Origin of the sequence: Anoxybacillus ayderensis (assembly GCF_013761015.1) — a bacterium.
In the GTDB taxonomy this organism is placed as follows: Bacteria; Bacillota; Bacilli; order Bacillales; family Anoxybacillaceae; genus Anoxybacillus; species Anoxybacillus ayderensis.
The window spans coordinates 12,473-33,319 of record NZ_JACDUV010000001.1; the positions used below are offsets into that span (position 1 = coordinate 12,473).

A 20,847-nucleotide genomic window follows, 5' to 3' on the forward strand; every position below is an offset into this window, starting at 1 on the left:
ATGTGGATAAGTTAAAATTTATTTGATTATCATTGTGAGGAAAACATACATGATATAGATTGTGGATATTTTTGTTTTTATGAAAGAAGGTGAACAAGATGGAATTTGATACAATTGCAGCGATTTCAACTCCGATGGGTGAAGGGGCGATTGCGATCGTCCGTTTAAGTGGGGATGAAGCGATAAAAATTGTTGATCAACTGTTTGTCGGTGTTAGGGGGAAGAAACTAAAAGACGTCCCGTCTCACACAATCCATTACGGGCACATTGTGCATCCAGAGACGAAAGAAATTGTTGAAGAAGTGATGGTCACAGTGATGAGAGCTCCAAAAACGTTTACACGTGAAGATGTTGTTGAAATTAATTGCCACGGGGGGCTTGTTTCTGTTAATCGCGTGCTTCAGCTCGTGTTAGCACATGGAGCTCGTCTGGCACAACCCGGAGAATTTACAAAAAGAGCTTTTTTAAACGGGCGTATCGATTTATCACAAGCAGAAGCGGTAATGGATTTAATTCGCGCAAAAACCGACCGAGCGATGGCTGTCGCATTGAACCAAATGGAAGGACGTTTATCGAAACTCATTCGTCGATTACGTCAAACGATTTTAGAGACGTTGGCACATGTCGAAGTAAATATTGATTACCCCGAATACGACGATGTCGAAGAAATGACGCATCGATTGTTGCTTGAAAAGGCAACAGAAGTGAAAAACGAAATTGAGCGACTGTTACAAACAGCACAACAAGGAAAAGTGTTACGAGACGGATTAGCGACAGTCATTGTCGGGCGACCGAATGTTGGGAAATCATCGCTATTAAACAGCTTGGCCCACGAAAACCGAGCGATTGTCACCGACATTCCAGGTACAACAAGAGATGTCATTGAGGAGTACGTCAACGTTCGCGGTGTACCGCTCCGTCTATTAGATACAGCAGGTATTCGTGAAACAGAAGATATTGTTGAACGAATTGGGGTCGAGCGATCACGGAAAGTGTTAAAAGAGGCAGACTTAATTTTACTCGTCCTCAACTATAACGAACCGTTAACGGAAGAAGATGAACGATTGTTCGAAGCGGTCGAAGGGATGGATGTTATTGTCATTGTTAATAAAACAGATTTACCGAAACGAATTGATATGGAGCGAGTACAGCAATTGGCGCAAGGCGCACCAATCATTACAACATCGCTGTTAGAAGAAAAGGGAATCGACCAACTAGAAGAGGCGATTGCCTCATTATTTTTCAGCGGAGATGTGGAAGCGCGGGACTTAACGTATGTATCAAACTCGCGTCATATTGCGTTATTGACGCAAGCGAAAAAAGCGATCGAAGAAGCGATTCACGGCATCGAAGCAGATATGCCAATCGACATCGTGCAAATTGATTTAACGAGAGCGTGGGAATTGTTAGGGGAAATCATTGGAGATACGGTGCACGAAAGCTTAATTGATCAATTGTTTGCACAATTTTGTTTAGGAAAATAAGGAGGGTATTTATGCATTACGAGGCAGGATCTTATGATGTCATCGTTGTAGGTGCTGGGCATGCAGGATGTGAAGCAGCGCTTGCTGCTGCGCGCATGGGAGCAAGTACGTTAGTGATCACACTCAATCTCGATATGATTGCTTTTATGCCATGTAACCCATCGATCGGTGGCCCTGCAAAAGGTATCGTCGTTCGCGAAATTGACGCATTAGGCGGAGAAATGGGGAAAAATATCGACAAAACGCATATTCAAATGCGTATGTTGAATACAGGAAAAGGGCCTGCTGTGCGGGCGTTACGGGCACAAGCAGATAAATTTTTATATCAACAAGAAATGAAAAAAACGCTAGAAAATCAAGAGAATTTAACATTATTGCAAGGAAAAGTAGAAAAATTAATCGTAGAAGATGGTGTATGTAAAGGAGTTATTACGCATACAGGTGCTCGCTATTATGCCAAGGCTGTCGTCATTACGACAGGAACGTTTTTACGCGGTGAAATCATTATCGGGGACATTAAGTATTCGAGTGGCCCAAACAATCAGCAACCATCAATTAAGCTTTCAGAACATTTAGAGGAACTCGGTTTTGAGCTTGTTCGTTTTAAAACGGGGACGCCACCGCGTGTCAATAGCCATACGATCGACTACAGCAAAACAGAAATTCAGCCAGGCGATGAAGTGCCGCGCGCATTTTCATATGAGACGACACAATATATTACCGATCAGCTCCCTTGTTGGCTTACTTATACGACAGAGGAGACGCACCGAATTATCGACGAAAATTTACATTTGTCACCGATGTATTCAGGGATGATTAAAGGGACAGGTCCGCGCTACTGCCCATCGATTGAAGATAAAATTGTTCGTTTCCATGACAAGCCACGTCACCAAATTTTCCTTGAGCCAGAAGGAAGACATACGCAAGAAGTGTATGTACAAGGTTTGTCTACAAGCTTGCCGGAGCATATTCAACGCCAAATGTTAGCGACAATACCGGGGTTGGAAAAAGCGCAACTCATGCGAGCTGGCTATGCGATTGAATACGATGCGATCGTTCCAACGCAACTGTGGCCAACGTTAGAAACGAAGGTCGTTCAACGGTTATATACGGCAGGACAAATTAATGGGACATCAGGATATGAAGAGGCGGCTGGTCAAGGGCTTATTGCCGGCATTAATGCGGCATGCAAAGCGCTCGGAAAAGAGGAGTTAATTTTAAGTCGCTCAGAAGCATATATTGGCGTTTTAATTGACGATCTTGTTACAAAGGGAACGAACGAGCCGTACCGCCTGTTAACATCTCGTGCGGAATATCGTCTTTTATTGCGTCATGACAACGCAGATTTACGGTTAACGGAGATTGGTTATAAACTCGGACTAATTTCCCAAGAGCGATATGAAAAGTTTATAGCAAAAAAAGAAGCGATCGAAGCGGAAAAGAAACGTTTAAAATCGTACATTATTAAACCGACGCCGCAAGTGCAAGAAATGATTCGCAACGTTGGGGGAAGCGAGTTAAAAGACGGCATTCGAGCAGCTGACTTGTTAAAGCGTCCAGAAATGACGTATGAGCATATTCAAATGATTGCACCGGCGGAACAACCGATCGATCCTGAAGTAGCGGAACAAGTGGAAATTCAAATTAAGTACGAAGGGTATATTGAAAAATCGCTACAACAAGTTGAAAAATTAAAGAAAATGGAGAATAAAAAAATTCCAGAAGACATTGATTACGATGCGATTACAGGGTTGGCGACAGAGGCGCGACAAAAATTAAAACAAGTTCGTCCGCTTTCAATTGCACAAGCATCGCGCATCTCGGGAGTCAATCCAGCGGATATTTCAATTTTATTAGTTTATTTGGAGCAGGGAAAAATCGCACGCGTGTCAAATGAATAAAGAGGGATGAATGATGGATGTAAATGTATTTAAACAAATGTTAGAGGAGAAAGGAATTTTGCTTTCTCCTCAACAACTCGCTCAATTCGAAACATATTATCAATTGCTTGTCGAATGGAATGAAAAAATGAACTTAACGGCTATTACAGACAAAGAAGGCGTATATTTAAAACATTTTTTCGATTCCATTACACCTGCTTTTTATTATGATTTCTCGCGGCCGTTATCCATTTGCGATGTTGGGGCGGGAGCAGGGTTTCCGAGCATACCGTTAAAAATTTGCTTTCCTCACTTACATGTATCAATTGTCGATTCATTGCAAAAACGAATTACGTTTCTAAATCATTTAGCTGCACAACTTCAGCTTGAAGGAGTAGCTTTTTATCACGATCGTGCTGAAACGTTTGGACAAAAAACGGTTCGAGAGTCGTTTGATGTCGTGATGGCTCGTGCGGTTGCTCGTTTGTCTGTGCTAAGTGAACTTTGTTTACCGCTTGTAAAAGTAGGCGGGACGTTTATCGCGATGAAAGGAGCGTCAGCACACGAAGAGCTTGAGCAAGGGAGTACAGCGATCCGCGTGCTAGGCGGCGAAGTGACAAAAGTAGAACAATTTTTATTGCCGATTGAGGAAAGCGAACGAGCGATTGTTTTTGTTGAAAAGAGACGAAAAACACCGAAGAAATATCCACGCAAACCAGGGGTACCAAACAAACTTCCAATTGAATGAATGTTTTGAGTTCTCAAAGGTGGTGTCAGGGGGAAATGAAGCATCCTTTTTCGCGCTTTTTTAGCTTTGGTGAGAAAGAGCAAGAAGAAATCGTTGTACCAAATGAAGAAATAAAGCGAATCGCTATTTCACAAATTGTCCCAAACCGTTTTCAGCCGCGGACCATTTTTGTTGAAGATAAAATTGACGAGCTTGCTCAAACGATTCGAACACATGGAATGATTCAGCCAATTGTCGTTCGAGAATGTGAAGATGGGAAGTTTGAAATTATTGCCGGGGAACGAAGATGGCGGGCGGCACAAAAGCTTGGCTGGACGGATATCCCTGCCATTATTAAAAATTTAAACGATACGGAAACAGCTTCTGTTGCTTTAATTGAAAACTTACAGCGGGAAGAATTGACCCCGATTGAAGAGGCGATGGCTTATGCTCGCTTGCTAGAATTGCATCATTTAACGCAAGAAGCGTTAGCGCAACGGCTCGGAAAAGGACAATCGACGATTGCTAACAAACTTCGCTTATTAAAGCTGCCTCAAGAAGTACAAGACGCATTATTACAACGTCAAATTACAGAAAGGCATGCTCGTGCTTTAATTGTGTTAAAAGATTACGATAAACAGTTAAAGTTGCTTGAAGAAATTATCGAAAAGCAACTAAACGTGAAACAAACAGAAGATCGAGTCGCAAAAATGCTAGAAGGAGATGCAAATGAAAAACGCCCGAAACCGAAGCGGAAATCGTTGAGTAAAGATATGCGTATCGCTGTCAATACGATTCGTCAGTCGTTAACGATGGTCGCTGATAGTGGTGTAGCTATTGATTCAGAAGAAGAAGAGTTTGAAGACTATTACCAAATTACAATCCGCATCCCGAAAAGACAAAAATAACACCTCATCAAAAACGACGATGAGGTTTTCTTTTTGTATATGAAAATATTGAAAAATTCATGATACAATAAAAGTATTATAGGTAAAGGATGGGGAGCGTTGTGGGGAAAATTATTGCGATTGCCAATCAAAAAGGCGGTGTTGGCAAAACGACAACGGCGGTAAATTTATCGGCGTGTTTAGCTCATATGGGAAAGAAAACGTTACTTGTCGATATTGATCCGCAAGGAAATGCGACAAGTGGCATTGGTGTGGAAAAACATGAAATTGAACAATGTGCATATGACTTATTAGTTGAGGAAGTGGATGTACGTCAAGTCATTCGCCCGACAAATATTGAGCGATTGCATATTATTCCTGCCACCATTCAATTAGCAGGAGCTGAGATTGAACTCGTTCCAATCGTTTCAAGGGAAGTGCGCTTACAAAAAGCATTAAGTCCGGTGAAAGATATGTATGATTTTATTATTATCGACTGTCCACCTTCCCTCGGATTGTTGACGATTAATGCGTTAACTTCAGCAGATACAGTATTAATTCCTGTGCAATGTGAATATTACGCATTGGAAGGATTGAGTCAACTATTAAATACGATTCGTCTCGTGCAAAAACATTTAAATTCGAATTTACGCATCGAGGGTGTATTGCTCACGATGTTTGATGCGCGCACAAATCTTGGTATTCAAGTGATTCAAGAAGTCAAAAAGTATTTCCGTGAAAAAGTGTATGAAACGATTATCCCGCGCAATGTACGACTAAGTGAGGCACCAAGCCACGGGAAGCCAATTATTTTGTATGATGCGAAATCGCGGGGAGCGGAAGTATACGCAGACTTTGCCAAAGAGGTGATCGCAAATGGCTAAAGGGCTCGGAAAAGGCATTCATGCTCTTTTTACTAACTTGGAAGCAGAAAAAGGGGAAACGGTTCAAGAAATCGATATTCAACAGCTTCGTCCTAACCCATATCAACCGCGCAAAACGTTCGATGAACAAGCGCTAGAAGAATTAAAGCAATCGATTATGGAACATGGGATCGTCCAACCGCTCATCGTTCGTCAGACGATCAAAGGGTATGAAATTGTCGTCGGTGAGCGGCGCTTTCGAGCGGCGCAATTAGCAGGAATGAAAACTGTTCCAGCGGTTGTGCGTGAACTTTCGGATGAAAAAATGATGGAGATTGCATTACTTGAAAATTTACAACGTGAGGATTTAAACCCAATTGAAGAAGCAACAGCATATCAATTATTGCTTACGCGATGCAAACTAACGCAAGAAGAGCTGGCAAAAAGGTTAGGAAAGAGCCGTCCGCATATTGCTAATCACCTTCGACTTCTTTCACTTCCAAGTGATGTTCAGCAAATGATTGAGGAAGGTACATTATCGATGGGACACGGTCGGGCGTTACTTGCATTAAAAAACAAACAAAAGCTTGCAGCTGTTATTCAACGAGTCATTCAAGAATCGCTTAATGTCCGACAACTCGAGGCACTTATTCAGCAACTAAACAAAAATGTTCCACGTGAAACATCGAAAAAGAAAGAGGAAAAAAATTTATTTTTGGCACAAAGTGAAGCGTTATTGCGCGAGCGTTTAGGAACAGCGGTATGTATTAAAAAGCATCGAAAAAAAGGGAAAATTGAAATCGAATTTTTCTCAGAAGAAGATTTGACGCGTATTTTGCAACTGTTAAATGCGTACGATGAACAAATGGACGAATAGGATGTGAAATTAGTTGGCTTTACTCGGTACGCTTGTTAACGGAATATGTATTATTATTGGATCTCTGTTAGGTGCTATGTTCAAAAATATCCCAGAACGCGTAAAATCAACGGTAATGAACGGAATTGGGCTTTCCGTCATCGTGCTCGGCGTAAAAATGGGATTAGAAAGTGATCAATTTTTAATTGTCATTATTAGTTTAGTTTTTGGTGGAGTGCTAGGGGAAATATGGGATATTGAAGAAAAGCTTGAAAGGTTAGGAAAATGGGTGGAAAGAAAAATAGGATACGGAGCAGAAGGGGCAATCTCTAAAGGGTTTGTTAGTGCCACGCTTCTGTTTGTCGTTGGTTCGATGGCTATCGTCGGTGCGCTACATAGCGGGTTAAGAGGCGATCATCTTGTACTATATACAAAATCGATTTTAGACGGCTTTGCGAGCATCATCTTAACCGCTACGTTTGGCATCGGCGTTATTTTCTCAGCCATTCCCGTTGTCGTTTATCAAGGATCGATTGCCTTACTGGCTACGCAAATTAATCATTTCATTCCATCAAGCGCCCTTGAAGCATTTATTGCTGAATCGACCGCAACAGGCGGAATTTTAATTATTGCGATTGGGTTAAATATGTTAAATCTTACATCTGTTCGTGTCGCAAACTTATTACCAAGTATTTTAATCAATGCGTTAATTGTTGCTTTCATGCATATGTTATTCTGATAGTTTATATTTCAGTTCGTTCACTTTCAACGACGCAAACCGTTGTTGTTTTTTCAGTTGCATTCCAGCTTCATAAATGCCTGTTGCAATTGTTTCTGCCATATTCATTACTAAATGAAGTCGGGTGTTTTGTAGCACGAAAAATTCCATAAATCCGCTCACATTGACAATTCCGGTAATGTGGGCATCACCGACAGAAGGGAGATTTTTATTGACAGCCGCTCCTGGTTTTAATGGACCTTTTTCAATTGTAACCATCCCGATGTTTTTCACGCGCCCGAGACAAGCATCAACAGCGATAATGAATGCCTGTTTATGTTGTTGTTGAATGTCTTTTAGCTTTTCTTCTAAATTAACGGCATGAATTGGATCTTTTAACGTTCCATACACATAAAACGGCAACGACCCTTTTTGCTCGAGCATTGTGCCGACAAGTGGACCGAGCGAATCGCCAGTCGAACGATCGGTACCGATGCAAATGATGACGACAGGTGTATGTGTAGAAGTTGGAAGCAAATATAAAATCGATGATGCAAGTTGGGATGCCGCATTCGGTTCATCGTAAAAAAATTTGTTTTGCATACGTCCGTTCCCTCCTCCGATTAAATGACATGGTAACAGTATACGGAAAAATGTGAATATATATACATTGAACGTCCTAGAAAGTTCACGCGCTACAAATGTAAGCAAAATACTGTTACAATAACTTATGCGTAAACAAGGGAGCTTGTATAGGTCATTTTGCCACGGTGGAGGTGTTTAAATGGAGCAAATCAAAAAAATATACGTTCGTGTTGTTGAGAAAATATTGGAAGGTGACTGGCTCGTCACAGTCGGTGTCAGTTTGTTTAAAATTATGGCGATCATTCTCGTAGCATCAATTTTGCTGAAGGTTGTCAAATTAACGATCGCGAAGTTTTTTGTCGTCCGGCAAAAAGCACCGATTCGGTTATCTGAACGAAGAGAAGCAACATTGATGCGCTTATTGAACAATATGGCTACGTATAGCATTTACTTTATTACGTTTATGATGATTTTAGATGCTGTTGGCGTCGATATTCGTGCCATTTTAGCTGGCGCTGGCATCGTTGGGCTTGCTGTTGGTTTCGGAGCACAAAACCTTGTTCGCGATATTATCACGGGGTTTTTTATTATTCTTGAAGATCAATTTGCGGTTGGAGATTATGTACGTATCGGGACATTTGAAGGACATGTAGAAGAAATCGGTTTGCGTACGACGAAACTGAAAAGCTTTACGGGTGAAGTGCATATTTTGCCGAACGGGACGATTACGCAAGTGACAAACTTTTCTTTAAATAATAGCGTAGCAGTTGTTGATGTAAGTATTGCTTATGAAGGTGATTTAGAGAAGGCGGAAGCTGTGATTCGCGAAGTATTACAAGAAATGCCAAGCAAATATGAAGATATTGTGAGCCCACCAGAATTGTTAGGCGTACAAAATTTAGGACCGTCTGAAGTGGTCATGCGCATTACGTGCGAAACGAAGCCGATGCGCCATTGGCATATTGCTCGCGCCTTGCGAAAAGAAATTAAGCTTCGTTTGGACGAGCGTGGCATTGAAATTCCGTTTCCTCGTTTAGTTCTTTATAATCGTGAACAACAAGCGGAACGTGCTTAAACATCGGAAAGGAGTGTGCTATATTGAATAAAGAGTATGGCATGCATGATATCGTCGAAATGAAAAAGGCGCACCCTTGTGGGACAAATCGTTGGAAAATCATTCGAATGGGCATGGATATTCGCATTAAATGTGAAGGATGCGGGCACAGCGTTTTGTTACCGCGGAAAGAATTCGAGCGAAAAATGAAAAAAGTGCTTGTCAAACATGAGGAGTAGATGAAGAGAGGAGTATGATGATGGGTTTAACAGCAGGAATTGTTGGTCTTCCAAACGTCGGAAAATCAACGTTGTTTAATGCGATTACAAAAGCAGGTGCCGAGTCTGCCAACTATCCGTTTTGTACGATTGAACCAAACGTCGGGATCGTTGAAGTGCCAGATGAGCGGCTAAAAACGTTGACAAAACTATTTAATCCAAAACGTACTGTTCCAACGGTATTTGAGTTTACGGATATTGCTGGAATTGTAAAAGGTGCGAGCAAAGGTGAAGGATTAGGGAATAAGTTTTTATCTCACATTCGTCAAGTCGATGCGATTTGCCAAGTTGTTCGTTGTTTTTCAGATGAAAATATTACGCATGTGGCTGGAAAAGTCGATCCGATTGCCGATATTGAAACGATTAATTTAGAGCTTATTTTTGCCGATTTAGAAACAGTAGATAAGCGAATCGATCGCGTTGGAAAAATGGCTAAACAAAAAGATAAAGAAGCGGTATTCGAATACGACATTTTAAGTCGCTTAAAGGAAACGTTTGAAGCAGGAAAACCAGCTAGAACGCTTTCGTTTACAGAAGAAGAAATGAAAGTCGTAAAGCAATTGCATTTACTAACAATTAAACCAATGTTGTATGTTGCGAACGTTGGGGAAGAAGATTTAGCTGATCCGAACAACAATGAATACGTCCAACAAGTAAAAGCATTCGCAAAAGAGGATAACGCAGAAGTGATCGTCGTTTGCGCAAAAGTTGAGGCCGAGATGGCGGAGCTAGACGATGAAGAAAAAGAAATGTTTTTACAAGAGCTTGGCATCGAACAATCCGGTTTAGACCAACTTATTCGTGCATCATATAGCTTGCTTGGACTAGCAACATATTTTACAGCGGGTGAGCAAGAAGTGCGTGCATGGACGTTCCGTAAAGGAATGAAGGCACCGCAATGCGCAGGCATTATTCACTCTGATTTTGAACGAGGATTTATTCGTGCAGAAACAGTATCGTATGAAGACTTAGTTGCAGCAGGATCGATGGCTGCTGCTCGTGAAGCAGGAAAAGTACGATTAGAAGGCAAAGATTACGAAGTGCAAGATGGCGATATTATTCATTTCCGTTTCAACGTCTAATCTTGCATATGAAAGATGTTCGTGATATAATCATCAAATGTGAGTAATGATATATTGCTCCTTGCTCTGTACAGAGCCGTGTAGACCAAAAGGAGGTGACTGTGATGAGAAAGTACGAAATTATGTACATTATCCGTCCGAACATGGAAGAAGAAGCGAGAAAAGCAGTTGTTGAGCGTTTTAATAACGTGTTAACTGAAAACGGTGCGGAAATTACAAACGTAAAAGAATGGGGTAAGCGTCGTCTCGCTTATGAAATTGAAAAATTCCGTGACGGTTACTACATGATTTTGAACGTTGTTGCGAAGCCAGCGGCAGTTCAAGAGTTTGACCGTTTAGCACGCATCAGCGAAGATATCATTCGTCATATCGTCGTGAAGGAAGAAGAATAATTTCCTCATGAATAGGAGTGGTTCTGATGATTAATCGCGTAATTCTCGTCGGAAGACTGACGAAAGATCCAGAATTACGCTATACTCCAAATGGAGTTGCTGTTGCCACGTTTACGCTAGCGGTGAACCGAACATATACGAACCAGCAAGGTGAACGTGAAGCAGATTTCATTAACTGTATCGTTTGGCGCCGGCAAGCTGAAAATGTGGCAAACTACTTAAAAAAGGGTAGTTTAGCTGGAGTAGAAGGTCGAATTCAAACGAGATCATACGAAAACCAAGAAGGAAGAAAAGTGTATGTGACAGAGGTTGTCGCTGATAGCGTGCAGTTTTTAGAGCCGCGAGGTGGCGGTGAGCAACGTGGCATGGCATCAGGCAGCTATGGCGAGCCGTTTCCATTTGGATCAAATCAGAACCCGAACCAAGGACGTAGCAGCGGATTCAGTCGAATTGATGATGATCCATTTGCGAACGATGGACAACCAATCGATATATCGGATGATGATTTGCCGTTTTAATATACACACGATCAATGAAAGGAGGATATACGATGGCAGGACGTAAAGGTGGACGCACAAAACGTCGTAAAGTTTGTTACTTTACAGCAAACGGAATTACACACATCGACTACAAAGATGTAGACACATTAAAGAAATTTATTTCTGAGCGTGGTAAAATTTTACCTCGTCGCGTAACAGGTACGAGCGCAAAATATCAACGTAAATTAACAATTGCAATCAAGCGTGCTCGTCAAATGGCTTTATTACCATACGTTGCGGGCGAATAAAAAGAAAAGCAGTAAGGGGGACGGAGCCTTACTGCTTTTTGTTTTCGAGGAGGGAAAAAAGTGAAAAACGCGCGTGTATTAACAGAAGGGGCTGTGCAACTCGCCATTTTTACTGTGCTCCTTTTACTTAGTTTATATATGCCTGTATTCGGGATGGTTGCTACGTTTTTTTTAGCGATTCCATTTCTTTTATTTACGATGCGCCATACATATAAAAATGGCTTATTTTTACTTGCTGCATCATTTATTCCGTCCATTTGGTTCGGTTCACTTTTCTCTGTTCCGATGACGTTTATGTTTGCAAGTAGCGGAGTAGCCATGGGGCATGTATGGCGAAAACATGGTGGGAAATACGCGGTTTTACTCGTTGGCACGCTCTCTTTTTTAGTCAGTATGATCATCATTTATGCGAGTTCTGTTTTGTTTTTTGACATTCACATTGGCAAACAAATTGAAGAAATTATGCAACAATCATTTCAAAGTGCACAAACCATATTAGAAACAATCGGGCAACCAGCAAACGAACAATTTGAAAAAACGATGAAACAAACGATGAATGTTATCATCGATTTATTGCCGACGGCGTTCGTTTTCGCTGCTGCATGTTTTGCTTGGATTACTCAACAAGCTGCCTTGCCTATTTTAAAGCGATTAAATATGCCGATTGGCAACTGGCAACCGTTCCGGGAACTCGTTTTACCAAAAAGCTTATTGTGGTACTATTTAGCGGCGATGCTTTTATTATTTTTTCCGATCGGGCACGGCTCATTTCTTTATGTTGCGCTCATCAATTTATTTCAAATTTTACAGTTGCTTATGATGATCCAAGGGTTCTCGTTCATTTTCTACTGGATGCATCATAAACATATGGGACGTAAAGGCGCTATTGCGATTGTTGTTCTATCTCTATTTTTCCCTTTTTTACTTCACCTCGTGCGAATATTAGGTATAATTGATTTAGGATTTGATTTGCGAAAGAGGTTGAAAGATTAATGACGCAAGGAGCTGACGTTCATGTCCAGTTTGTATGAAAAGCAGAGGCATCGCTATCCCTTGTATGTTTTGATCGGTATTACGTTCATATTGCTTGTTATCGTGACGTACTTTGAATGGGTAATTGGGATAGTTGCTGCTGTGCTCCTTGGACCTACGTTATTCCACGTATTTCGATCGTATAAAGTCGCCCAAGAGGAAATTGAAGATTATATTTCTACTCTTTCTTACCGCATTAAAAAAGTTGGTGAAGAAGCGTTAATGGGTATGCCAATTGGCATTATGCTCATTAACGATGAGTTAGAAATCGAGTGGACAAACACCTTTTTATCCTCTTGTTTTGGAGTTGATACGTTAGTCGGCCAATCGTTATATGATGTTGCTGAGCAACTCGTTCCGTTCATGAAAAAAGAAGCGACAGAAGAAGTCATTACGTTACGTGACCGAACGTTTAAAGTAATCATTCGGCGAGAAGAGCGGTTACTTTACTTTTTTGACATTACTGAACAAGCAGAACTAGAGAAAAAATACGAGCAAGAAAAAATCGTATTAGGCGTCATTTTTCTCGACAATTACGATGATGTGACGCAAGGGATGGACGATCAAAAGAAAAGCCAGCTCAATAGTCAAGTGACGTCCATTTTAAACAGATGGGCAAGCGAATATGGGTTATTTTTAAAACGGACGTCGTCAGATCGATTTGTCGCTGTGTTAAACGAACATATTTTACAACAGCTCGAGAAAAATAAATTTTCCGTTTTAGATGAGGTGCGTGAACAAACAGCGAAAAATCATGTGCCGTTAACGTTAAGTATCGGTATTGGAACAAACTCTCCTTCTTTGCCGGAATTAGGGGCATTGGCTCAGTCAAGTTTAGATTTAGCGCTTGGGCGTGGTGGCGACCAAGTAGCGATTAAACAACCAAATGGCAAAGTAAAATTTTACGGTGGGAAAACGAATCCGATGGAGAAACGGACAAGAGTCCGAGCCCGTGTCATATCGCATGCGCTAAAAGAGCTCATTTTAGAAAGTGAGCAAGTGTTTATTATGGGACATAAATATCCCGATATGGACGCCATTGGTGCTGCCATCGGTATTTTAAAAGTAGCCCAAATGAATCAAAAGGAAGCGTTTATTATTATTGATACGAGCCGTATTGACTCTGGAGTACAACGGTTGCTTGAGGAAGTGAAAAAGCAGACGGAACTTTGGTCTCGCTTTATTTCTCCTGAGCAAGCATTAGAGTTAGCGACAGAAGATACGTTGCTTGTTGTCGTAGATACACATAAACCTTCCCTAGTGATTGAGGAACGGTTATTGTTGCGACTAGATCGGGTTGTAGTCATTGATCATCATCGTCGCGGTGAAGAATTCATTCAAGATCCGATTCTCGTTTATATGGAACCGTATGCGTCATCAACGTCAGAGTTAGTGACGGAATTGTTAGAATACCAACCGAAACGTTCGAAGCTTTCTATGCTTGAGGCGACAGCTTTATTAGCTGGCATTGTTGTTGATACGAAAAGTTTTACGTTGCGCACAGGATCGCGGACGTTCGATGCCGCTTCATATTTACGTGCGCAAGGGGCGGATACAACACTTGTCCAAAAATTGTTAAAAGAAAATATTGAGCATTACGTTAAACGTGCTAAAATAATTGAGAACGCTATCATCGATGAGCACGGTTTCGCGATTGCGAAAGGAAATGTGAACGAAACGTATGACCCTGTTTTAATTGCTCAAGCAGCGGATACGTTATTATCTTTGCATGGCGTTGTCGCTTCGTTTGTCATCTCGAAGCGAAACGATCAAACGATTGGAATTAGCGCTCGTTCATTAGGAGATGTCAACGTTCAGTTAATTATGGAAAAGCTTGATGGCGGAGGCCATTTGACGAATGCTGCGACTCAGCTCGCCAATGTAACGATGGACGAAGCGGAAAAACGATTGCGAGCAGCCATTCGAGAATATATTGAAGGAGGTAAAGAAACATGAAAGTTATCTTTTTAAAAGACGTGAAAGGAAAAGGGAAAAAAGGAGAAGTAAAAAACGTTGCTGATGGTTATGCGCAAAACTTTTTATTTAAACAAGGGTTGGCGATTGAAGCAACTCCAGCGAACTTAAAAGCGTTAGAAGCGCAAAAAAATAAACAAAAGAAAGAAGCGGAAGAAGAATTAGCTCGCGCAAAACAATTGAAAGAAAAAATTGATACGTTGACAGTCGAGTTGTTTGCGAAAGCTGGTGAGGGAGGTCGTTTATTCGGTTCGATCACAAGCAAACAAATTGCTGAGGCGCTCCAGCAACAACATGATATTAAGATTGATAAACGGAAAATTGAATTAGATGATGCGATTCGAGCGCTAGGATATACGAATGTACCAATCAAGCTTCATCCAGAAGTGACTGCAACATTAAAAGTACATGTGCAAGAGCAAAAGTAATGAAATGTGATTTTATGCCGGATTTTTTTCCGTGCATATAATCACATTTTTCTTATGAGAAAGGATGGTGAGCGTATATGAACGACGTATTTGCTGATCGACTCCCCCCACAAAATATTGAAGCTGAGCAAGCTGTGCTCGGAGCGATTTTATTGGAGCCATCCGCGCTCACGACCGCTTCAGAAATATTAATTCCCGAAGATTTTTATCGAGCTGCCCATCAAAAAATTTTCCGAACGATGTTGCAACTATCTGATCGTGGTGAACCAGTCGATTTAGTAACCGTTACATCTGAACTAGCAGATGCGAATGCCCTTGAAGAAATAGGGGGCGTTTCATACTTAACCGAGCTAGCGAATGCTGTTCCGACGGCGGCAAACGTACAATATTATGCGAAAATTGTAGAAGAAAAATCTATTTTACGCCGTTTAATTCGTACAGCTACATCTATTGCTCAAGACGGTTATACACGGGAAGATGAAGTAGAAGATGTGTTAAATGAAGCGGAGCGAAAAATTTTAGAAGTATCGCAACGAAAAAATACGAGCGGATTTCAAAATATAAAAGATGTGCTCGTTCAAGCATATGACAATATTGAAATGCTCCATAATCGTAAAGGTGAAATCACCGGAATCCCAACCGGTTTTATTGAGCTTGATCGAATGACAGCTGGATTTCAACGAAGCGATTTTATTATTGTTGCTGCTCGTCCATCTGTCGGAAAGACGGCATTTGCATTAAATATTGCGCAAAATGTGGCGACGCGTACAGGTGAGAATGTGGCCATTTTCAGCTTAGAAATGGGAGCGCAACAGCTTGTGATGCGTATGCTTTGTGCGGAAGGAAACATTAACGCTCAAAACTTGCGGACGGGCAAACTGACACCGGAAGACTGGGGAAAGTTGACGATGGCGATGGGAAGCCTTTCGAATGCTGGTATTTTTATTGATGATACGCCGAACATTCGCGTAAGTGAAATTCGTGCCAAGTGTCGTCGCTTAAAACAAGAACAAGGACTTGGAATGGTATTAATCGACTACTTACAGCTTATCCAAGGAAGTGGACGAAACCGCGAAAATCGTCAACAAGAAGTATCGGAAATTTCTCGCTCATTAAAAGCGTTAGCTCGTGAATTAGATGTTCCTGTCATTGCTTTATCACAGCTTTCTCGTAGCGTAGAGCAGCGCCAAGATAAACGCCCGATGATGTCTGACTTGCGTGAATCGGGAAGTATTGAGCAAGATGCGGATATTGTTGCTTTTTTATATCGCGATGATTATTACGATAAAGAATCGGAAAACAAAAACATCATTGAAATTATTATCGCAAAACAACGGAACGGTCCGGTTGGTACTGTACAGCTTGCTTTTGTTAAAGAGTATAACAAGTTTGTCAACTTAGAGCGCCGCTTCGATGATGCGAACGTTCCGCCTGGAGCTTAATTGAATACGAATAAAAAACATAAAATCATATATAAACGTTCGGTTTTTTATTGATTTTTCGTAGTTGATTTGGTACACTTACTTTGTTTGGAATTGATGAAGCGGAGGTGCTCGCCATGTCTTCAGTTGTTGTTGTTGGAACACAATGGGGCGATGAAGGAAAGGGAAAAATTACAGACTTTTTATCACAACATGCAGAAGTGATTGCACGATATCAAGGTGGAAATAACGCCGGACATACGATTGTATTTAACGGCGAAAAGTATAAATTACATTTAATTCCTTCTGGCATTTTTTATAAAGATAAAATTTGTGTCATTGGAAACGGAATGGTTGTTGATCCGAAAGCGCTTGTGCAAGAATTAGCGTATTTACACGAGCGTGGTGTAAGCACGGAAAATTTGCGCATCAGCAACCGTGCCCATGTGATTTTGCCTTATCATTTAAAGCTTGATGAAGTAGAAGAAGAACGAAAAGGGGCTAATAAAATCGGAACGACGAAAAAAGGAATTGGCCCTGCTTATATGGATAAAGCGGCACGTGTCGGCATCCGCATCGCAGATTTGCTCGACCGTGAAGTATTTGAAGAAAAATTAGCCCGTAATTTAGCGGAGAAAAACGTACTTTTTGAAAAAGTGTACGGTGTTGAAGGATTTAAACTAGAACACATTCTTGATGAATATTATGAATATGGGCAACAAATCGCAAAGTATGTTTGTGATACGTCCGTCGTATTAAACGATGCGCTCGATGAAGGACGTCGTGTTTTATTTGAAGGCGCCCAAGGCGTCATGTTAGATATTGACCAAGGAACGTATCCGTTCGTTACTTCATCTAACCCTGTGGCTGGTGGGGTAACGATTGGTTCAGGTGTTGGTCCGACAAAAATTAAACATGTTGTTGGTGTAGCTAAAGCATATACAACACGTGTCGGTGACGGTCCGTTTCCAACGGAGTTAAACAATGAAATCGGTGACCGCATTCGTGAAGTAGGCCGCGAGTATGGAACGACGACAGGGCGCCCACGTCGTGTCGGTTGGTTCGATAGCGTTGTTGTTCGCCATGCACGCCGAGTTAGTGGGATTACAGATTTATCTTTAAACTCAATCGATGTATTAACAGGTATTGAGACGTTAAAAATTTGCGTCGCTTATCGATATAAAGGACAGATCATAGAAGAGTTTCCTGCAAGCTTAAAAGTGCTAGCGGAATGCGAACCTGTATATGAAGAATTGCCAGGGTGGACAGAAGATATTACTGGCGTAAAAAGCTTAGACGAACTTCCAGCTAACGCACGCCGTTACGTTGAACGCATTTCGCAATTGACAGGTATTCCACTTTCTATTTTCTCTGTCGGGCCAGACCGTTCTCAAACGAATGTTGTCCGTAACGTATATGCATAAGAAAAAACGTCGATGACTCGTTCGTCGACGTTTTTTTAAAAAAACTATTGCCTTATTACTAATTATATAATAAAATAATAGATGTCTGTTAGAATACGGTTCCGTGGTGTAGGGGTTAACATGCCTGCCTGTCACGCAGGAGATCGCGGGTTCGAATCCCGTCGGAACCGCCATTTTTTTATAATCATGGGCGCACATCTTGCGTAAGCAAACCGAGAGCGGGACGAAGGACGTTTGGTTTTTGAATAAATAAAGTATGAAGCTACAATTCATATGGCTCGGTAGCTCAGTCGGTAGAGCAAAGGACTGAAAATCCTTGTGTCGGCGGTTCGATTCCGTCCCGAGCCACTTGTAAGCATAGATACATATATGTGTCTATGCTTTTTTATTTTATAATAGTGACATGGTACACTATATGTAAATACGCCTTTTTGGGGGAGTGAACATAAATGGAGAAAAAAATTTTAGTTGTTGATGATGAAAAACCGATTGCTGACATTTTGCAATTTAATTTAAGAAAAGAAGGATATGACGTATATTGTGCATACGACGGGATGGAGGCACTACAAAAAGTAGAGGATATTCAACCTGATTTAATTTTATTAGATATTATGCTTCCACAAAAAGATGGTATGGAAGTATGCCGCGAAATTCGTAAGAAATACGATATGCCGATCATTATGTTGACAGCGAAAGATTCTGAAATTGATAAAGTGCTTGGACTAGAGCTCGGTGCGGACGATTATGTCACGAAACCATTTAGTACGCGCGAGTTGCTGGCGCGCGTGAAAGCTAATTTGCGTCGCCATCAACAAAGACAAGAACAAGATGTAAAGGAAATGAGCGAAATAAAAATTGGTTCGCTCACCATTCATCCAGACGCTTATATTGTATCTAAACGAGGCGAGGAAATTGAATTAACTCACCGCGAGTTTGAACTTCTTCACTACTTAGCGAAACATATCGGTCAAGTGATGACACGTGAACATTTACTTCAAACGGTATGGGGATACGATTATTTTGGCGATGTGCGTACCGTTGATGTAACGGTTCGACGTTTGCGTGAAAAAATTGAGGACAACCCTTCGCATCCGACGTGGATTGTGACGAGACGAGGGGTAGGATATTATTTACGAAATCCGGAACAGGAGTAACCGCATGAGAAAAGTAAGTATATTCCAATCAATTCACGTGAAATTTGCCTTGATTTACATTTTGCTTATTTTAATTGCGATGCAAATTATCGGGGCTTATTTCGTGCGCCAATTAGAAGCGCAACTCGTTGAAAACTTTAAAAACTCTTTGAATGAGCGCGTAATTTTGCTTGCTTATAATATTGAACAAGAAATGAATAAAGAACGCGATAAAAAAAGTCCTACAATAGAAGAAGAAATTCGCGCGATTTTACAAGATTTCGTGTCACAAGATATTTCTGAAGTGCGCGTTATTGATAATAAAAGTAAAGTATTAGGCACATCGAACCCATACAATCAAAATATTGTCGGAAAACGTACGACAGATTTACTAATTAAACGAACGTTAGTCGCGGGCGAAATGACAGAAAAAATGCTTGTCGATCCGAAAACAGGTCATCGCATGTATATTTCCTCGACTCCAATTAAAGTAAAGAACGAAATAAAAGGCGCTATTTATGTTATCGCCTCGATGGAAAATGTTTTCGCACAGATGAGGCAAATTAATAACATTTTAGCGACCGGAACAGGAATCGCTTTAGTCATTACAGCGTTGCTAGGCATTTTACTAGCGCAAACGATTACCCGTCCAATTTCAGATATGCGTAAACAAGCATTAGCGATGGCCAAAGGTAATTTTTCACGGAAAGTAAAAGTATATGGGTATGATGAAATTGGACAACTTGCGCTCAGCTTTAACAACTTAACGAAAAAATTGCAAGAAGCGCAAGCGACGACCGAAGGAGAGCGCCGCAAGTTAGAATCGGTATTAACGCATATGACGGATGGTGTAATTGCAACAGATAAAAAAGGGAGAATTATTTTAATTAATGATGCAGCGCTAAACATTTTAAATGTTTCACGTGAAACAGTGTTGTCTGCTCCTATTGTGAGCGTATTAGGATTAGATGAACAATACACATTTGAAACGCTGCTTGAAGAGCGTGAAACGTTAATTTTAGATTTTAGTACAGAGGAAGAAATGTACATTTTACGTGCTTCTTTATCTGTTATTCAAAAAGAAAAAGGGTTTGTAAACGGTTTAATCGTTGTGTTGCACGATATTACAGAACACGAGAAAATTGACCGCGATCGTCGAGAATTCGTTGCGAATGTATCACATGAACTACGGACACCGTTAACGACAATGCGCAGTTATTTAGAGGCGCTCGCAGACGGGGCGTGGCGCGATGAGGAAATTGCCCCACGGTTTATTGAAGTGACACAAAATGAAACAGAACGAATGATTCGTCTCGTCAACGATTTGTTGCAGCTTTCTAAGCTCGACAGTAAAGACTACAAATTGAAAAAGACACGCGTTCATTTTATTCCATATTTTCATAAAGTGATCGATCGATTTGAACTAACGAAAAAAGAAAACGTGTCGTTCGTTCGAGACTTTCCAGACGAAAAAATTTTTGTTCATATGGACGAAGATAAAATTACACAAGTGCTTGATAACATTATTTCTAACGCCTTAAAATACTCTCCTCAAGGAGGAAAAATTACGTTTCGCGTAAAGAAAAAAGAGGAGCATATTGAAGTAAGTGTGAAAGATGAAGGGGTGGGCATTCCTAAATCGGATTTATCGAAAATTTTTGAGCGCTTTTACCGTGTCGACAAGGCACGCTCACGGAAGCTCGGTGGAACGGGGCTAGGTCTTGCGATTGCAAAAGAAGTTGTCGTTGCACATGGTGGGCGTATTTGGGCTGAAAGTCAAGAACGGAAAGGGACAACGATTTACTTTACTTTGCCGATTGAACAACAGAAAAAAGGATGAAA

At 41.0% G+C, this 20,847-nt stretch carries 21 protein-coding genes and 2 tRNA genes; 22 read left to right on the plus strand and 1 reads right to left on the minus strand.

Going from position 1 to position 20,847, the window contains the following annotated elements; genetic code table 11:
• Nucleotides 1-98: 98 nt before the first annotated feature.
• The 7 genes from mnmE to HNR63_RS00095 all read left to right on the plus strand — a co-directional run bounded on the left by mnmE (nucleotide 99) and on the right by HNR63_RS00095 (nucleotide 7,436).
• Nucleotides 99-1,484, plus strand: coding sequence for a tRNA uridine-5-carboxymethylaminomethyl(34) synthesis GTPase MnmE (gene mnmE / locus HNR63_RS00065; protein ID WP_181519396.1), 1,386 nt, complete (start codon nucleotides 99-101; stop codon nucleotides 1,482-1,484).
• An 11-nt stretch (nucleotides 1,485-1,495) separates the two neighbouring features.
• Nucleotides 1,496-3,385 carry a tRNA uridine-5-carboxymethylaminomethyl(34) synthesis enzyme MnmG gene (mnmG, locus tag HNR63_RS00070; protein WP_181519397.1) on the plus strand — a complete coding sequence of 630 codons (1,890 nt, stop codon included), beginning with the start codon at nucleotides 1,496-1,498 and terminating at the stop codon, nucleotides 3,383-3,385.
• A 13-nt stretch (nucleotides 3,386-3,398) separates the two neighbouring features.
• Complete coding sequence (gene rsmG / locus HNR63_RS00075; protein ID WP_042534872.1) at nucleotides 3,399-4,112, plus strand: 16S rRNA (guanine(527)-N(7))-methyltransferase RsmG; 714 nt, start codon at nucleotides 3,399-3,401, stop codon at nucleotides 4,110-4,112.
• A gap of 35 nt (nucleotides 4,113-4,147) precedes the next feature.
• Nucleotides 4,148-4,999, plus strand: coding sequence for a nucleoid occlusion protein (gene noc / locus HNR63_RS00080; RefSeq protein WP_181519398.1), 852 nt, complete (start codon nucleotides 4,148-4,150; stop codon nucleotides 4,997-4,999).
• A 101-nt stretch (nucleotides 5,000-5,100) separates the two neighbouring features.
• Complete coding sequence (locus HNR63_RS00085) at nucleotides 5,101-5,862, plus strand: ParA family protein (RefSeq protein ID WP_042534876.1); 762 nt, start codon at nucleotides 5,101-5,103, stop codon at nucleotides 5,860-5,862.
• Entirely contained in the window at nucleotides 5,855-6,718 is an 864-nt protein-coding gene (locus HNR63_RS00090) for a ParB/RepB/Spo0J family partition protein (RefSeq protein ID WP_181519399.1), read from the plus strand. The genes HNR63_RS00085 and HNR63_RS00090 overlap by 8 nt, the downstream gene beginning before the upstream one ends.
• Nucleotides 6,719-6,731: 13 nt before the next feature.
• The gene (locus HNR63_RS00095; RefSeq protein WP_181519400.1) at nucleotides 6,732-7,436 is read left to right on the plus strand and encodes a DUF554 domain-containing protein; all 705 of its coding nucleotides are present in this window, start codon (nucleotides 6,732-6,734) and stop codon (nucleotides 7,434-7,436) included.
• On the opposite strand, the gene yyaC is transcribed toward HNR63_RS00095, so the two are convergent.
• Nucleotides 7,428-8,018, minus strand: coding sequence for a spore protease YyaC (gene yyaC, locus HNR63_RS00100; protein ID WP_042534882.1), 591 nt, complete (start codon nucleotides 8,016-8,018; stop codon nucleotides 7,428-7,430). The genes HNR63_RS00095 and yyaC overlap by 9 nt on opposite strands.
• Nucleotides 8,019-8,199: 181 nt before the next feature.
• Between yyaC and HNR63_RS00105 the strand changes: the two genes are divergently transcribed.
• From HNR63_RS00105 to walK, 15 genes are all read left to right on the plus strand, one after another.
• Complete coding sequence (locus tag HNR63_RS00105; protein ID WP_085788912.1) at nucleotides 8,200-9,075, plus strand: mechanosensitive ion channel family protein; 876 nt, start codon at nucleotides 8,200-8,202, stop codon at nucleotides 9,073-9,075.
• 41 nt (nucleotides 9,076-9,116) lie between these two features.
• Nucleotides 9,117-9,293, plus strand: coding sequence for a DUF951 domain-containing protein (locus HNR63_RS00110; RefSeq protein WP_178378767.1), 177 nt, complete (start codon nucleotides 9,117-9,119; stop codon nucleotides 9,291-9,293).
• Nucleotides 9,294-9,313: 20 nt separating this feature from the next.
• A complete protein-coding gene (ychF, locus tag HNR63_RS00115; protein WP_021094404.1) occupies nucleotides 9,314-10,414 on the plus strand; it encodes a redox-regulated ATPase YchF in 1,101 nt (366 codons plus the stop codon).
• A gap of 104 nt (nucleotides 10,415-10,518) precedes the next feature.
• Nucleotides 10,519-10,806 (plus strand): 30S ribosomal protein S6, encoded by a 288-nt coding sequence (gene rpsF, locus HNR63_RS00120; protein WP_009361077.1) that lies wholly within the window; start codon nucleotides 10,519-10,521, stop codon nucleotides 10,804-10,806.
• 26 nt (nucleotides 10,807-10,832) lie between these two features.
• Nucleotides 10,833-11,324, plus strand: a complete 492-nt coding sequence (gene ssb / locus HNR63_RS00125; protein ID WP_085788910.1) for a single-stranded DNA-binding protein — start codon at nucleotides 10,833-10,835, stop codon at nucleotides 11,322-11,324.
• A 32-nt stretch (nucleotides 11,325-11,356) separates the two neighbouring features.
• On the plus strand, nucleotides 11,357-11,593 hold the full coding sequence (rpsR, locus tag HNR63_RS00130) for a 30S ribosomal protein S18 (protein WP_003397568.1): 237 nt from the start codon (nucleotides 11,357-11,359) through the stop codon (nucleotides 11,591-11,593).
• Between the two features lie 60 nt (nucleotides 11,594-11,653).
• Nucleotides 11,654-12,586, plus strand: a complete 933-nt coding sequence (locus tag HNR63_RS00135) for a DUF2232 domain-containing protein (protein ID WP_181519401.1) — start codon at nucleotides 11,654-11,656, stop codon at nucleotides 12,584-12,586.
• A 21-nt stretch (nucleotides 12,587-12,607) separates the two neighbouring features.
• Complete coding sequence (locus HNR63_RS00140; RefSeq protein ID WP_181519402.1) at nucleotides 12,608-14,581, plus strand: DHH family phosphoesterase; 1,974 nt, start codon at nucleotides 12,608-12,610, stop codon at nucleotides 14,579-14,581.
• Entirely contained in the window at nucleotides 14,578-15,027 is a 450-nt protein-coding gene (gene rplI, locus HNR63_RS00145; RefSeq protein ID WP_055440862.1) for a 50S ribosomal protein L9, read from the plus strand. The genes HNR63_RS00140 and rplI overlap by 4 nt, the downstream gene beginning before the upstream one ends.
• Nucleotides 15,028-15,104: 77 nt before the next feature.
• The gene (dnaB, locus tag HNR63_RS00150; RefSeq protein ID WP_009361072.1) at nucleotides 15,105-16,469 is read left to right on the plus strand and encodes a replicative DNA helicase; all 1,365 of its coding nucleotides are present in this window, start codon (nucleotides 15,105-15,107) and stop codon (nucleotides 16,467-16,469) included.
• Nucleotides 16,470-16,585: 116 nt separating this feature from the next.
• Nucleotides 16,586-17,872 carry an adenylosuccinate synthase gene (locus HNR63_RS00155; RefSeq protein WP_181519403.1) on the plus strand — a complete coding sequence of 429 codons (1,287 nt, stop codon included), beginning with the start codon at nucleotides 16,586-16,588 and terminating at the stop codon, nucleotides 17,870-17,872.
• Between the two features lie 97 nt (nucleotides 17,873-17,969).
• Nucleotides 17,970-18,045, plus strand: a tRNA-Asp gene (locus HNR63_RS00160).
• A gap of 102 nt (nucleotides 18,046-18,147) precedes the next feature.
• Nucleotides 18,148-18,220: transfer RNA gene (locus HNR63_RS00165), tRNA-Phe, on the plus strand.
• Between the two features lie 101 nt (nucleotides 18,221-18,321).
• Entirely contained in the window at nucleotides 18,322-19,026 is a 705-nt protein-coding gene (yycF, locus tag HNR63_RS00170) for a response regulator YycF (protein WP_085788906.1), read from the plus strand.
• 4 nt (nucleotides 19,027-19,030) lie between these two features.
• Nucleotides 19,031-20,845, plus strand: coding sequence for a cell wall metabolism sensor histidine kinase WalK (gene walK / locus HNR63_RS00175; protein ID WP_181519404.1), 1,815 nt, complete (start codon nucleotides 19,031-19,033; stop codon nucleotides 20,843-20,845).
• The last annotated feature ends 2 nt before the right edge of the window (nucleotides 20,846-20,847 follow it).

Bases quoted from the DNA above. Each gene is read 5' to 3' on its own strand.
- mnmE (WP_181519396.1), top strand. From the start codon at position 99: ATGGAATTTGATACAATTGCAGCGATTTCAACTCCGATGGGTGAAGGG.
- mnmG (WP_181519397.1), top strand. From the start codon at position 1,496: ATGCATTACGAGGCAGGATCTTATGATGTCATCGTTGTAGGTGCTGGG.
- ychF (WP_021094404.1), top strand. From the start codon at position 9,314: ATGGGTTTAACAGCAGGAATTGTTGGTCTTCCAAACGTCGGAAAATCA.
- HNR63_RS00090 (WP_181519399.1), top strand. From the start codon at position 5,855: ATGGCTAAAGGGCTCGGAAAAGGCATTCATGCTCTTTTTACTAACTTG.
- rpsF (WP_009361077.1), top strand. From the start codon at position 10,519: ATGAGAAAGTACGAAATTATGTACATTATCCGTCCGAACATGGAAGAA.
- HNR63_RS00105 (WP_085788912.1), top strand. From the start codon at position 8,200: ATGGAGCAAATCAAAAAAATATACGTTCGTGTTGTTGAGAAAATATTG.
- walK (WP_181519404.1), top strand. From the start codon at position 19,031: ATGAGAAAAGTAAGTATATTCCAATCAATTCACGTGAAATTTGCCTTG.
- HNR63_RS00140 (WP_181519402.1), top strand. From the start codon at position 12,608: ATGTCCAGTTTGTATGAAAAGCAGAGGCATCGCTATCCCTTGTATGTT.
- HNR63_RS00155 (WP_181519403.1), top strand. From the start codon at position 16,586: ATGTCTTCAGTTGTTGTTGTTGGAACACAATGGGGCGATGAAGGAAAG.
- noc (WP_181519398.1), top strand. From the start codon at position 4,148: ATGAAGCATCCTTTTTCGCGCTTTTTTAGCTTTGGTGAGAAAGAGCAA.
- ssb (WP_085788910.1), top strand. From the start codon at position 10,833: ATGATTAATCGCGTAATTCTCGTCGGAAGACTGACGAAAGATCCAGAA.
- dnaB (WP_009361072.1), top strand. From the start codon at position 15,105: ATGAACGACGTATTTGCTGATCGACTCCCCCCACAAAATATTGAAGCT.
- yyaC (WP_042534882.1), bottom strand. From the start codon at position 8,018: ATGCAAAACAAATTTTTTTACGATGAACCGAATGCGGCATCCCAACTT.
- yycF (WP_085788906.1), top strand. From the start codon at position 18,322: ATGGAGAAAAAAATTTTAGTTGTTGATGATGAAAAACCGATTGCTGAC.
- rpsR (WP_003397568.1), top strand. From the start codon at position 11,357: ATGGCAGGACGTAAAGGTGGACGCACAAAACGTCGTAAAGTTTGTTAC.
- rsmG (WP_042534872.1), top strand. From the start codon at position 3,399: ATGGATGTAAATGTATTTAAACAAATGTTAGAGGAGAAAGGAATTTTG.
- rplI (WP_055440862.1), top strand. From the start codon at position 14,578: ATGAAAGTTATCTTTTTAAAAGACGTGAAAGGAAAAGGGAAAAAAGGA.
- HNR63_RS00110 (WP_178378767.1), top strand. From the start codon at position 9,117: ATGCATGATATCGTCGAAATGAAAAAGGCGCACCCTTGTGGGACAAAT.